Annotated in this window: 13 protein-coding genes and 2 pseudogenes; 8 read left to right on the forward strand and 7 right to left on the reverse strand. The window is 51.4% G+C overall.

Translation table 11 applies throughout. The features are described from left to right. Nucleotides 1–229: 229 nt before the first annotated feature. Nucleotides 230–1,465 (reverse strand): tyrosine-type recombinase/integrase, encoded by a 1,236-nt coding sequence (locus DVA43_RS22840; protein WP_003033850.1) that lies wholly within the window; start codon nucleotides 1,463–1,465, stop codon nucleotides 230–232. A gap of 295 nt (nucleotides 1,466–1,760) precedes the next feature. Here DVA43_RS22840 and DVA43_RS22845 point away from each other — a divergent pair, with 295 nt between their 5' ends. Both DVA43_RS22845 and ompA read left to right on the forward strand, forming a co-directional pair. After that, nucleotides 1,761–2,390: a helix-turn-helix domain-containing protein gene (locus DVA43_RS22845; protein WP_114316864.1), complete on the forward strand. Its 630-nt coding sequence runs from the start codon at nucleotides 1,761–1,763 to the stop codon at nucleotides 2,388–2,390. A 143-nt stretch (nucleotides 2,391–2,533) separates the two neighbouring features. After that, nucleotides 2,534–3,550 (forward strand): porin OmpA, encoded by a 1,017-nt coding sequence (ompA, locus tag DVA43_RS22850; RefSeq protein WP_371414045.1) that lies wholly within the window; start codon nucleotides 2,534–2,536, stop codon nucleotides 3,548–3,550. 53 nt (nucleotides 3,551–3,603) lie between these two features. On the opposite strand, the gene DVA43_RS22855 is transcribed toward ompA, so the two are convergent. After that, complete coding sequence (locus DVA43_RS22855) at nucleotides 3,604–3,966, reverse strand: hypothetical protein (protein WP_246842251.1); 363 nt, start codon at nucleotides 3,964–3,966, stop codon at nucleotides 3,604–3,606. Nucleotides 3,967–4,151: 185 nt separating this feature from the next. On the opposite strand from DVA43_RS22855, the gene yjdI reads away from it, so the two are divergent. Both yjdI and DVA43_RS22865 read left to right on the forward strand, forming a co-directional pair. Next, nucleotides 4,152–4,382, forward strand: coding sequence for a 4Fe-4S mono-cluster protein YjdI (yjdI, locus tag DVA43_RS22860; RefSeq protein ID WP_040074154.1), 231 nt, complete (start codon nucleotides 4,152–4,154; stop codon nucleotides 4,380–4,382). A gap of 10 nt (nucleotides 4,383–4,392) precedes the next feature. After that, on the forward strand, nucleotides 4,393–4,665 hold the full coding sequence (locus tag DVA43_RS22865; protein WP_103176863.1) for a GNAT family N-acetyltransferase: 273 nt from the start codon (nucleotides 4,393–4,395) through the stop codon (nucleotides 4,663–4,665). Nucleotides 4,666–4,708: 43 nt separating this feature from the next. On the opposite strand, the gene DVA43_RS22870 is transcribed toward DVA43_RS22865, so the two are convergent. Together DVA43_RS22870 and DVA43_RS22875 are read right to left on the reverse strand one after the other, a co-directional pair. Then, entirely contained in the window at nucleotides 4,709–5,938 is a 1,230-nt protein-coding gene (locus tag DVA43_RS22870; protein ID WP_114316867.1) for an amino acid permease, read from the reverse strand. Between the two features lie 118 nt (nucleotides 5,939–6,056). Continuing rightward, nucleotides 6,057–6,518: a multidrug/biocide efflux PACE transporter gene (locus DVA43_RS22875; RefSeq protein WP_103176861.1), complete on the reverse strand. Its 462-nt coding sequence runs from the start codon at nucleotides 6,516–6,518 to the stop codon at nucleotides 6,057–6,059. Nucleotides 6,519–6,623: 105 nt separating this feature from the next. On the opposite strand from DVA43_RS22875, the gene DVA43_RS22880 reads away from it, so the two are divergent. The 4 genes and pseudogenes from DVA43_RS22880 to DVA43_RS22900 all read left to right on the forward strand — a co-directional run. Further along, nucleotides 6,624–7,499 carry a LysR family transcriptional regulator gene (locus DVA43_RS22880; RefSeq protein WP_114316868.1) on the forward strand — a complete coding sequence of 292 codons (876 nt, stop codon included), beginning with the start codon at nucleotides 6,624–6,626 and terminating at the stop codon, nucleotides 7,497–7,499. A 75-nt stretch (nucleotides 7,500–7,574) separates the two neighbouring features. Further along, complete coding sequence (locus DVA43_RS22885; RefSeq protein ID WP_114316869.1) at nucleotides 7,575–8,087, forward strand: cupin domain-containing protein; 513 nt, start codon at nucleotides 7,575–7,577, stop codon at nucleotides 8,085–8,087. 170 nt (nucleotides 8,088–8,257) lie between these two features. After that, nucleotides 8,258–9,436, forward strand: coding sequence for an acetyl-CoA C-acetyltransferase (locus DVA43_RS22890; protein ID WP_114316870.1), 1,179 nt, complete (start codon nucleotides 8,258–8,260; stop codon nucleotides 9,434–9,436). A gap of 329 nt (nucleotides 9,437–9,765) precedes the next feature. Continuing rightward, nucleotides 9,766–10,074 (forward strand): annotated as a pseudogene (locus DVA43_RS22900) (oligogalacturonate-specific porin KdgM family protein); the annotation flags it as partial. Nucleotides 10,075–10,091: 17 nt separating this feature from the next. Here the strand turns inward: DVA43_RS22900 and DVA43_RS22905 are convergent. The 3 genes and pseudogenes from DVA43_RS22905 to DVA43_RS22915 all read right to left on the reverse strand — a co-directional run bounded on the left by DVA43_RS22905 (nucleotide 10,092) and on the right by DVA43_RS22915 (nucleotide 12,050). After that, a protein-coding gene (locus DVA43_RS22905) for an IS1 family transposase (protein WP_225321516.1) occupies nucleotides 10,092–10,789 on the reverse strand; the annotation gives its coding sequence in 2 pieces (ribosomal slippage) (nucleotides 10,092–10,540 and nucleotides 10,540–10,789; 699 coding nt in all). 54 nt (nucleotides 10,790–10,843) lie between these two features. Beyond that, nucleotides 10,844–11,179: pseudogene (locus DVA43_RS22910) on the reverse strand (carbohydrate ABC transporter permease); the annotation flags it as partial. A 547-nt stretch (nucleotides 11,180–11,726) separates the two neighbouring features. Further along, nucleotides 11,727–12,050: a cupin domain-containing protein gene (locus DVA43_RS22915; RefSeq protein WP_039029883.1), complete on the reverse strand. Its 324-nt coding sequence runs from the start codon at nucleotides 12,048–12,050 to the stop codon at nucleotides 11,727–11,729. Nucleotides 12,051–12,101 lie beyond the last annotated feature (51 nt).

Here is a 12,101-nt window from a genome sequence, read left to right on the forward strand (position 1 = left end):
ATAGGTTCATTCATAATGTGGTCTTTGTAACAAAAAATCAATAATGGTTTCTGTTATTTAGGTGTGTAACCTAGTGAATTTGGTGGGTTTTTTTTGGGGTTTTAGTGTTATGGCTTTGATGCTTTTTTGTTACTGTTTTAATCTGCTTTGTTCGTAAAGCAAGAATTAGCGTGTATTATTCATAAACAATAGCTTATTAATCTAATCAATTTGTTTATAAATAAGGGGCTTACGCCCCTTTTTCCGTTTCAGGGAAGATGATCTCTGGATAATCCACCATTTCCACATAGTCGGACAATTCTTTCATGGAACACCCCGCGCTGTATGTCTTGAATGCTTCTGTGGCTGCGGCTTGGGAAGAGTGCCCCGTGATGTAGCCTATACGCTGTTCGGGTACTCCGGCACGGTCAAGACACGTGATAAAATGCCCCCTCAAACTGTGAAAGCATTGGCGATCTGTAGCCATAGGCACTACGCGACGCCGTAAGCGGGTGAATGCCTGGGAATAGAACGGCCCCTTTTTCCCGTCTTTGCGTTCAATCTTGTTAGCCTGTGGTAACAGGTAATCTCCAGTGTTCAAACTCAGATAATAATCCACCATACCGATCAGAAAAGCGTGGATCGGTATGTGCCTAACCCCTGCTTTCGTTTTCGATTTGCTAATGAAGAAAGTCTGTATCCCTTCCACTATAACAACATCTGATTTTTTCAAGCTGGCGATTTCGTCCAGCCTTGCACCAGAGAACAAACCGATCAGAATGACGGCTCGTAGTTCTTCGTCTGCTTCGTTGAGCAGGGTAGATAGTTGATGCCATTCAAACGGCTGGTAGCTCTCAATAGTGCGCCGTGCTTCGAGGTTCATGCCGTGAAACGGATTAAGCGGCGCTATAGCGTCGTAGCGACGTTTGGCAAACTCATAGAGGCTTCCCAGTGACGTTAACCAGTTTTGCAGCGTCTGCCCTGCTACGTCGCGTTTCTGCTGTTCTTCGATGAAATCCGTAACCAGCCGCCGTCCTATCTGATCCAAACTGATATCAACTTTCCCGATACTCTGGAGAAAAACCTCCACGGCTCGCGCCGATTTGCTCAGTGTGGACAGTGAACGCCGATCCCGGTAAGCAGTGGCGTATTCGTCACGTAATAGGCACAGGTGAGGAATAGAACTGGCTCGCTCCTCAATCAGGGGTTTGTTTTTATTCTTGCGGATCTGTGAGTGCAGGGAAGTGATCGCAAGCTGGATGCGCCTGTCCTCTGTATCTGGCTTGAATTGTTCTTTCAGGTTGTTCCACTCTACCAGCATGTGATTGCGGAAGTGTCGAGCCTTGTAAATGTCTCTTGTACCAGTGCTTTTCCGGTAGAGGCGCTTCCCGCCGAACATGTGGCGCATGTAAGCAGGAACGTAGATTTGAAACTGCCAAACACCGTCCGGTGAAAGATAAAGATACTCCTGGCCCTTGATTGTCATGAGATTGATCCTCTAAAATCTCGCAATCAAGTATCAATAATAGTTACTATGTTGATTCTATGACCGTCGCGTTATGGAAAAATGAAACAGAGTTTCGATTCCCTTCGCCCGCTCCAGCTTTTATCTCTGCAATAGCGCGACACAGCATCCGTCCCCGTCGTGCAAAATTTAAAAATAAACAACGTAAATTTTACCCGCCGTTTATTCATTGCTATATCTGAAGAGAGAAGTAGAGGCCAACCTGCGCAAATCGCAGAGCTATTCTGGCTGCTATCCAACGTTATCAGGTCATAATATGCATCTTATTTCACCCGTTCGTCCCGAAGAGGCCATGCAGCGTCTGCTTGCGGCGCTTGAGCCGATCGCGGATAAACTCCAGGTCATCCCCCGCAAGCGAATGACCTGGACATACAAAGGACGTCCCCAGCTCTACTTTTTTATCGAGGGAGAGTTATCCATCCTGCGTGCCTCTGATGGGCTGTTGATTGTCACGGTTTACGAAGCGCATCTTTTTGGTATTGCGGAGATGATCCAGCCGACAAAAGGCCATATTCTGCGCACTGAAGCTGAGTCGACACTGTTACGAATTGATGCAGAGCGGGCGGCTGAACTTATTTCCCGGCAAGGGTTATGGGAGGAGGTGGCAGCGGTGCTCTCCTACCATACTGCTTATCTGTTTTATCGTGACGCGCTAGTGGTACAACAACGAACCTATTCCGTGATACGTAACCACCTGCTGGAGATGATCACGCTGCCGGAACAGACTCGCATGCGTATATCGATCCTCGATTATATTCAGGACAGAACGCTGCTTTCCCGCAGCAGTGTGTTAAATGTCATTTCTGCCCTGAAACGAGGGGGATATATCAACTTTAAACGTGGCGGTTATCTTCAGGAATTAAAGAGTTTGCCAGAGAGTTTTTAACTGAAAATTTAATTTTAAACAGAATGATAATTAACCTGATAGCTTTTTTTCTATATCGTTTGCCTACTGAAATTAATAAAGAAATTTATCTACAGTAAGTGTGAACGGGATTGTTATGAAAAAAGACTATTATTGCGTTAATTATCGCAAATGCTTTTACCGCTACCGCAGCTTTTGCTGCAGGTGATGCCGGAACCTGGTACAGCGGTGGAAAATTGGGTTGGTCGCACTATTTCGATACCAACACGGGTAGCAAAGCGCTGGATAATAACAGTGGCTCAAACCATTTTGACTTAGACCAAGATAATGTGAGTGGCGGTATTTATACCGGTTACCAGATTAACTCCTGGCTTGCTGTGGAAGGTGGTTACGACTATTTAGGGAGTATGCAGTTAAACGGCCATCACGCCGGCGCTGGCGGCAGGATGAAAAGTCAGGGGATCCAGATGTCCCTGAAAGCCAGCTATGCCGTCACGCCGAAATGGGACCTGTATGGCCGGGCCGGGGCAATGGGGTACCGGGCTGAATCAGATGTAAGCGGTCATAATCGCTTTGAAACCGGAGTCCGCCCGCTGGCTGCTGTAGGAACCGAGTATGCCTTTAACAAAAACTGGGCGGGCCGCCTTGAGTATCAGTGGGTAAGCAACGTTGGCAACGCCAATCAGATTGGGGTAAGCAGTGATGTCAGTTCGGTTACGGCCGGGCTGAGCTACCGTTTTGGTCAGCATGAAGACGCACCTGTTGTCGTCACTCCCGCGGCTACCGTTGAACCGGCCCCCGCGCCACAGCGTTTTAACCTGAAATCCGATGTGATGTTTGATTATGACTCTGCAACCCTTACCAGCGAAGGCCACGCAGCGATTCGCCAGCTCTATAATAGCCCGGGTTTACAGCCTGCCAACGACAAGTCGACAGTGGTTATCGGCTATAGCGATCGAATCGGTACGCCTGACTACAATCTGCAACTCTCTGAACGCCGCGCGCAGGCCGTTGCTGATGAACTGGTTGCGCTGGGCATTCCGGCGCAAAACATCACCACAGCAGGCCGTGGTGCGAGCGAGTCCGTGACGGGAGCTCAATGTAATGGTCAGAGTGGCAACGCGCTGATTGGTTGTCTGTCCCCGGATCGTCGGGTGGTGGTAGAGATCAGCAATAAATAAAATTCTTAAACGCCTTAAACCCGGCATTAACCTGCCGGGTTTTTTATCGAAGATTAGCCGGTAATAACCGGTTTGAGCACAATATGTATCTGCTGTAACCCCATTTCATTCTTATCTTTAAGGTATTGCTGATTCATCATGGCTAATGCTTCTAATCGGGAAAGAGAAGCGTAGACGGGCTGTACATCGCTATCCATTTCAAATATCTCTTTGGGTTTTACATCCTGTAAATATTGCTTTTTAAGCGTGTCGGTAAGCGTATCTATATCCTGTTTATTGGAATGGTACAGCGAGGCGATATGGGATGTCTGCGCCGGTGGGGCTTTGCTGCCGGGCAGAACTAATGGAATATGCAGTCTGTTGATCTGTTCAACTTTGTCCGGTTCCGGGCTGCTACAGCCGGTGATAAAAACCATACTAAATACCAGTATGAGCGGGGATATCTTTCTCATTATCTGACCTGTATTACTGAAAAACAGCGTTAATTATCCAGCGTGGGTAGCCAGATTACAGATTAATGTTGTTTATTTTTAAACGAGCAGGTTGAATAGAGATGTCGCGCTATGCTTAATCCCAACCATAATAATTCAGAGGCAATGTCATGGATAATGAACTGCTGGAGGCGGGATACCGGGCCTATACCGGTGAGAAAATTGACGTCTACTTCAATACCGGCATCTGCCAACATGCGGGAAACTGCGTGCGCGGAAGCGCTAAGCTCTTCAACCTTAAACGTAAACCGTGGATCATCCCTGACGAAGTGGATGTCGATACGGTCGTGCGTGTGATCGATACCTGCCCCAGCGGCGCACTTAAATACCGCCACAAATAAGCGAGAAACCATGGACATTCAGGAAGGCCATAACAAGTTTTACGTGAACGATGCCGAAGGCAATCAGGTTGCGGAGATCGTCTTTGTCCCCACCGGCGAGCATCTCAGCATTATTGAGCATACCGATGTCGATCCCAGCCTGAAAGGGCAGGGCGTGGGCAAACAGCTGGTGGCAAGGGTGGTGGAAAAGATGCGTGCCGAAAACCGTAAAATTATTCCCCTCTGCCCGTTTGCGAAACACGAATTTGATAACACCCGCGAGTATGACGATATCCGCGCCTGACGCGGCACAGCACGCTGTCGTAAAACAGCGTGCTGTCTTTTAGTCAGGCAATAAACATCACCGACACGCATAACACCCCGACGATCAGCGTCAGCACATTGCCGATGGAGCGGTAAGGCTTCAGGGCAGGGATCAGGAAGGTCGACAGGGTCGGCATGATAAACAGGATCATGGCGATAAGCGGCCCGCTGATGGCGTAGATCATCGAAATGGCATTAGGGTTAATGCAACACACCGCAAAGGTGATCAGGGAGACCCCCATCACCGATACCGCCCGATTAAAGGCCCGGCTTTTCTTTACGCCAACCTGGTTTAACCCTGATTTCACCATCGCTGTAGCCCCCTCAATCACGCCAAAATAGGTGCCGAGAAACGACTTCGACATCGCGATGATGGCGACAACAATCCCGGAGATCCCAAGCCATGAAGGGGAGGAGGGCATCATCGAGAGCGCCGAGAGGATGGTGACCCCTTCCTCTTTCGCGGCGATGATGTAAGAGGGTGGGATCGACATCAGGCAACTGAAGACGAAGAAGAGCACGCTCAGGCAGATAACCAGGTAGGCCACCTTCATGATGCGGGTACATTTGCCCATCGCGGCCTCGCCATATTTTTCCTGCCGATCGACGGCAAAGGTTGAAATAATCGGGGTATGGCTGAAGGCGAACACCATCACCGGAATGGAGATCCACACCTGGTGCAGAGTATGCTTATCAACGCTCATCTGGCTGGTGAGCAGCGCGGGCTGCCAGCTGTGGGTGAGATAGAGCGACACCAGCAGGAAGTAAGCGATCAGCGGGAAGACCAGAAAACCCATCACCCGAATAGTGGCATGCCGTCCCATCAGGAAGATCAGATTTAGCGCCAGCACTACGCCAAGGCTGACCAGCACCCGCACGGTGGTGTCCACCGTCATATGCTTCGCCAGCTGTTCGGTGAGCGAGTTAGTGATTGCCACGGCATAGATCTGCACCACCACAAAAAAGGCGACAAAGTAGAGCGTGGTGATCAGATTGCCGATCTTTTTCCCGTAGTAGTAGGTCACCGCACCGGTGATCCCTTCGCTACCTTTGGTTTTTGCAGAGAGGATGAACTGGCATAACGCTTTGTGGGGCCAGTAGGTGAATGGATATGCCACAAGGGCGGTGATGAACAGGACGACAGCGCCCGCAGATCCCAGTTGGATGGGCAGAAACAGGGTTCCTGCGCCCACGGCTGTGCCGTACAGGGCAAAGCTCCATAGGGTCTCTTCTTTAGACCAGATTTTCGACATGAGAGAAACGTATCAACTATAAAACCAACAAAAAGGAGACTATTTTACCATAATCAACAGTTGGTCTGGCGGTTGGAACGGTTTTAAGCGGGCCGGAAAGCATTTCCGGCCGGGGGAGTTAAGAGGTGGCAGCCTGCCGCTGCTGGCGTCGCTTAATCATGCGATCGCGCAGGGTATCGTACGCCCAGTTATAAACCATGGTGTACGGCAGGAAGAAAATAAAGAAGCCAATCTCTAAGGTGAAGGCCTGAAGCAGGCTCACGCCCAGCACCAGCGACACAATCCCGACGCCGATAAAGATGAACCCCACCTCAAAGCCCAGTGCGTGCAGTGCGCGGACTTTCGCGGTGCGGGGCACCTTATGTCGCGGCCACAGCCTGTCGAACAGGTAATTGAAGATGATGTTCCAGATCATTGCCGTGGTGGCGAGGAGAACAGTTAATCCGCCCATCTCCAGTATCGGGCGCTGCATCAGCCACGCGGTGGTCGGGGCCAGGATCGCCGTGGCTATACCCTCAAAGCAGACGGCATGGAAAATGCGTTCCGGCAGTTTTCTGCGCTGAACATCGTTGTGCTGCATAACTTATTACCTCAAAAACAAGCCTGGATGGGTAAATCATGCAGCTATTTTTATCGTTAAAACTGATATATAAAAGTGAGATTCCATCGATAAAGTAGATACTTCATGCGCTACTCACCCGAAGCGTTAACCGCATTTGTCGAGACGGTTGCCGCGGGCTCTTTTTCCGCTGCCGCCCGCCGCCTGCGGAAAAGCCAGTCCACCATCAGCACCGCCATTGCCCACCTGGAAGATGACCTGGGTTTTGCCCTGTTCGACCGCAGCGCCCGCCAGCCGGTACTCACCGCCCAGGGCAAGCAGGTGCTGGGCTATGTGCAGTCGATTCTGGCGGCCAGCGCGCGGCTGGATGAACTGGCGGTATCCCTCAGCGAAGAGACCGAAGCGCGGCTCACCTTTGTCCTCTCCGATACCCTGCATCCGGACGTGCTGGAGGAGATGCTGTTTCGTTTTGATGAGCGTTTTCCCCACACCGAATTTGAGTGTCTGATTGGTGAAGAGGAAGATGTCATCGATCTGCTGCAAAAGGAGCGGGCGCAGATTGGCCTCACCGAGGCGCGGGAGAGCTATCCCACCGACATTGCCGCCGTTCGCCTGCCGATGCAGAGCCATATGGCAATTTATACGTCAGCCAGCCATCCGCTGGCCGCGCAGGCGCGAACGGAGCACGATGAACTGCACAGCTGGCGGGAGCTGCGCCTGAATACCTATCTGGAGCGCGAACCGGTGCTGGCGCAGGGGCCAGTCTGGTCGGCGCCCAACTACCTGATGTTGCTCAGCATGGCGGTTCAGGGCTTCGGCTGGTGCGCGCTGCCCTGTGCGCTGGTGGAGGAGTTTGCCCCGGCGAAAGCGCTGGTGCAGCTCAATGTGCCGGGCTGGCCGCGCTCGGTGGCGATCGATCTGGTCTGGAATAAACGCTCCCCGCCGGGGACGGCAGGCAACTGGCTGCGCCATTATTTACAGCAAAAAGCGGATCCGCGGTGATCTCTGCCCCCCGTCAGTGGCGACATTAAAACGAACTACACTTAGCGGAGTGCAATGACTGACTGAGAAGAGACCATGACTGCTAAAGAGACAATCACGCCCCGGACGCTGATGCTCTCCGCCAGAGACTGGGTGCCGAATAATCCCCATTTGCCGGTGCTGCTCTATAAAGGGGTGATAACGGATGGCGATCGCGCAAGCCAGTTTGAACAACGATTTGCCGACAACGGTTGGCCGCCGCAGTGGCGCGATGGGGTTTTTGATTATCACCACTACCACTCTAATGGACATGAAGTCTTAGGTATTGCCCGGGGAGCGGCGCGCCTCATCGTTGGCGGACCAAGGGGCGAAGAGATCGAAGTAACAGCGGGAGACGCACTGTTATTGCCTGCCGGAACCGGGCACTGCCGGCTATCTGCAACCGACGATTTTCTGGTGGTGGGAGCCTATCCACCGGGTACGGATGTCGATCTCTGCAAGCAGGCGGCAACGCCGGCAATGCTGGCGCGGATCGTGGCGTTGCCGTTTCCTGAGCAGGATCCGGTAAATGGAAACTCGCCCGCCTTAACCCAGTACTGGAGATCTTGACCCGCTTTGCCCTGCGCCCGCGCAGGGTAAGTTTCCCGGTATCGGCAGAACATTCATTTCTCCCGCCCTCCAGAATCCTTTGTGATAAAACTCACTTTTTTTAAACAATTACATCATTAGTTGATAACAATCCTCTACTATGAGCGGTGTCATTTTGCGCAGAGGTAGAGATGAAAGACGTCGTGATAGTCGGTGCATTGCGTACCGCAATCGGCTGTTTCCAGGGAGCGCTCTCACGCCACTCGGCGGTTGAGTTAGGCAGCGTGGTGGTTCGCGCGCTGGTGGAGCGAAGCGGCATTGAGGCACACGAGATCGACGAAGTGATCCTCGGTCAGGTGCTGACCGCAGGCGCCGGGCAAAACCCTGCCCGTCAGGCCGCGCTGAAGGGCGGATTACCCAATACCGTCTCTGCCATTACCATCAACGACGTATGTGGCTCCGGTTTGAAGGCGCTGCATCTGGCGACCCAGGCGATACAGTGCGGCGAAGCCGATGTGGTGATCGCCGGCGGCCAGGAGAACATGAGTCGTGCCCCGCACGTGCTCACCGACAGCCGTACCGGCGCCCAGCTGGGTAATAGTCAGCTTATCGACAGCCTGGTGCATGACGGGCTGTGGGATGCCTTCAACGATTACCATATGGGCGTCACGGCGGAGAACCTGGCGCGCGAATATGGCATCTCCCGTGAGCTGCAGGACGCCTATGCCCTCAGCTCCCAGCATAAGGCCCGGGCGGCCATCGACGCGGGCCGTTTTCGCGACGAGATCGTCCCGGTTGTCGCCCGGAAGCAGGGTGGGGAGAGCCTGCTGGTGGATACTGATGAACAGCCGCGCACCGATGCCAGCGCAGAGGGGCTGGCGCAGCTGAACCCAGCCTTTGAACTCACCGGTTCGGTCACCGCCGGGAATGCCTCTTCGATTAACGACGGGGCCGCCGCAGTGATGATGATGAGCGAGAGCAAAGCCGAAGCGCTGAATCTGCCGGTGCTGGCGCGCATCAAAGCCTTTGCCAGCGTGGGTGTCGATCCCGCCTTAATGGGCATCGCCCCGGTTCACGCCACGCGCCGCTGCCTTGAACGGGCAGGTTGGCAGCTGGCGGATGTGGATTTGATCGAAGTGAACGAAGCCTTTGCTGCCCAGGCGCTGTCGGTGGGTAAAATGCTGGAGTGGGACGAACGCCGGGTGAATGTCAACGGTGGAGCGATCGCCCTGGGTCACCCCATTGGCGCATCGGGTTGCCGTATCCTGGTCTCACTGGTGCATGAGATGGTGAAACGCGATGCGCGTAAAGGGCTGGCTACGCTCTGCATCGGCGGCGGGCAGGGCGTGGCATTGGCTATAGAAAGATAATTCGCGTTGATATATATCAACCCAAATAAGCCTCCGACCCCGGAGGCTTATTTGTTTGTGAGCACCGTCATATTTTACCCTCCTGTAAGTAAAATCTTAAGCACCCGCAAAATATTTAACGTATTCGCTGAATCTGTAATAACGATTTAGTGTGATCGTGATCCGTTAAATTCCGCTTAAAAGGCCTGTTTTGTTGATATTGCTCACGGCTGGGCTTGCCGAAAAAAATGAAACAAATAATTACGATCGCGATCACTAAAATTACGTTTATTAAAAAATAAAATGCAATTCCATAAAAACGAAACATCATTTTAAACGAGGGTTTTTCCATGTTTAAGAAATCTCTGGTCCTTGCTTCACTTATTGGCGCTTCTTTCGCAGCTCAGGCTGTCACCGTGGATCTGCGTCACGAATATATCGATAGCGGCTCGAACGCAGACCGTGTTTCGGTTTCGCACCGTTTCGAAAATGGCTTTGGTTTCTCTGTAGAAGCAAAATGGAAATCTGGCGGCGATAAAGCTGACCAGCCATTTGCGGACGTAGTGGGTAACGGCCACGAAGATCAGATTAGCTGGCGCTGGAAAGCGAACCAGAACATTGCGTTAACACCAGGCTTTACGCTCGAAAGTAAAGACAGCTTGGTAATGACTCCAACTTACTGATAGTGTTTTATGTTCAGATAATGCCCGATGACCTTGTCATGCAGCTCCACCGATTTTGAGAACGACAGTGACTTCCGTCCCAGCCTTGCCAGATGTTGTCTCAGATTCAGGTTATGTCGCTCAATGCGCTGAGTGTAACGCTTGCTGATAACGTGCAGCTTTCCCTTCAGGCGTGATTCGTACAGCGGCCAGCCATCCGTCATCCATACCACGACCTCAAAGGCCGACAGCAGGCTCAGAAGACGCTCCAGTGTGGCCAGAGTGCGTTCACCGAAGACGTGCGCCACAACCGTCCTCCGTATCCTGTCATACGCGTAAAACAGCCAGCGCTGACGTGATTTAGCACCGACGTAGCCCCACTGTTCGTCCATTTCAGCGCAGACAATCACATCACTGCCCGGTTGTATGCGCGAGGTTACCGACTGCGGCCTGAGTTTTTTAAGTGACGTAAAACCGTGTTGAGGCCAATGCCCATAATGCGTGCACTGGCGCGACATCCGACGCCATTCATGGCCATATCAATGATTTTCTGGTGCGTACCGGGCTGAGAGGCGGTGTAAGTGAACTGTAGTTGCCATGTTTTACGGCAATGAGAGCAGAGATAGCGCTGATGTCCGGCAGTGCTTTTGCCGTTACGCACCACGCCTTCAGTAGCGGAGCAGGAGGGACATCTGATGGAAATGGAAGCCACGCAAGCACCTTAAAATCACCATCATACACTAAATCAGTAAGTTGGCAGCATTACCCCGAGAATAGACGGAATATAATAAGCGGTACGGAAGAAGCCGATGCCGCGCAGTTTAAAGTTCAGAACAAACGCAATACCCAGCGCAAAGGCCAGCTTCAACGGGATAGTTAAAAATACGTAGGCAAAGGTCACGCCCATGGATTTCCAGAAGAGGGTATCTTCCGTAAACATGTAGCGATAGTTTTCTACGCCGTTAAATACGGGCGGGCTCATCAAATCGTACTCAGTAAAACTGAGGAAGAAAGATGAAACAAAGGGGAAAGCGGTGAAGAGTATCAACCCAATTATGTAGGGTGATATCCAGGCCAGCCCCAGCATCTTGTTTTCATTCATACATACCTACCTGGTAATTAATGGTTTAAAACGGAATCTGCCCGGCTCTGCCCGCTTAACAGCAAGCGAACAGCGGAATGCGTCTGGTGCGAAATTTCACTGCGGTATCTCCTTCTACCTGTTTGTGAGTGCCGGTAATGCCGGGCGCATCCTGCCCGGTTAAGCAATTTTTTAAATCTTATGAACCACCGTTTTCAATTTGTAAAACGACGTTTTAATTTATTTTATTGTGATTTAAATCCACGTCATTCGATAAATAGTGGAAATGTGATCAAGGTCGAAACAGCGTTTCAATAAGGTGAGATGGGTGGCATTTTTATCGGTATGCGCGAAAAAATGAGGGAAGAGGGCCAGCTAAACGGGGACTTTGCTCACATATTCTGGGAATTATTGATAGCAGATACAAACTACTAATATTTGTAGCAAAACTGTAACATGAGAAGTAAGGTAGCGAGGATATAATTAACTTGTTGAATGATTCTTCGCGGAAATAAAGTGAATTGCACTTAAGAAGAAAAAGGCGATGCCCGCGCATCGCCTTATTTTTTTATTTGAGGAAATCTTCACGAACCGGGGTGAAGGTATCCAGCAGTGTACCCGGTTTCAGGCAAACGCAGCCGTGCATAATATGCGGCTGCTTATAAAGGGTATCCCCCGCGGTCACCACATGCTTTTCTTCGCCGATGGTAAATTCAAACTCACCGGACAAAACATAGGTCAGCTGCTCATGGGGATGGTTATGCATTGGGCCAACGGCGCCTTGCTCAAAATTGACCTCTACCGCCATCATTTTGCCATCGTGCGCCAGAATACGGCGCGTCACGCCATTACCCAGATCTTCAAGCTGCGTCTCTTTATGGAAAATAAACATGCTCATGTCCTGTTATATAGTGAAACATCGTTTCATTTAATTTATCCCAGA

The organism is Leclercia sp. W6 (assembly GCF_003336345.1).
In the GTDB taxonomy this organism is placed as follows: domain Bacteria; phylum Pseudomonadota; class Gammaproteobacteria; order Enterobacterales; family Enterobacteriaceae; genus Enterobacter.

What these genes read in the sequence shown, in the direction of transcription:
- DVA43_RS22840 (WP_003033850.1), bottom strand. Translation starts at nt 1,465, where the DNA reads ATGACAATCAAGGGCCAGGAGTATCTTTATCTTTCACCGGACGGTGTT.
- DVA43_RS22845 (WP_114316864.1), top strand. Translation starts at nt 1,761, where the DNA reads ATGCATCTTATTTCACCCGTTCGTCCCGAAGAGGCCATGCAGCGTCTG.
- DVA43_RS22855 (WP_246842251.1), bottom strand. Translation starts at nt 3,966, where the DNA reads ATGGTTTTTATCACCGGCTGTAGCAGCCCGGAACCGGACAAAGTTGAA.
- yjdI (WP_040074154.1), top strand. Translation starts at nt 4,152, where the DNA reads ATGGATAATGAACTGCTGGAGGCGGGATACCGGGCCTATACCGGTGAG.
- DVA43_RS22865 (WP_103176863.1), top strand. Translation starts at nt 4,393, where the DNA reads ATGGACATTCAGGAAGGCCATAACAAGTTTTACGTGAACGATGCCGAA.
- DVA43_RS22870 (WP_114316867.1), bottom strand. Translation starts at nt 5,938, where the DNA reads ATGTCGAAAATCTGGTCTAAAGAAGAGACCCTATGGAGCTTTGCCCTG.
- DVA43_RS22875 (WP_103176861.1), bottom strand. Translation starts at nt 6,518, where the DNA reads ATGCAGCACAACGATGTTCAGCGCAGAAAACTGCCGGAACGCATTTTC.
- DVA43_RS22880 (WP_114316868.1), top strand. Translation starts at nt 6,624, where the DNA reads ATGCGCTACTCACCCGAAGCGTTAACCGCATTTGTCGAGACGGTTGCC.
- DVA43_RS22885 (WP_114316869.1), top strand. Translation starts at nt 7,575, where the DNA reads ATGACTGCTAAAGAGACAATCACGCCCCGGACGCTGATGCTCTCCGCC.
- DVA43_RS22890 (WP_114316870.1), top strand. Translation starts at nt 8,258, where the DNA reads ATGAAAGACGTCGTGATAGTCGGTGCATTGCGTACCGCAATCGGCTGT.
- DVA43_RS22915 (WP_039029883.1), bottom strand. Translation starts at nt 12,050, where the DNA reads ATGTTTATTTTCCATAAAGAGACGCAGCTTGAAGATCTGGGTAATGGC.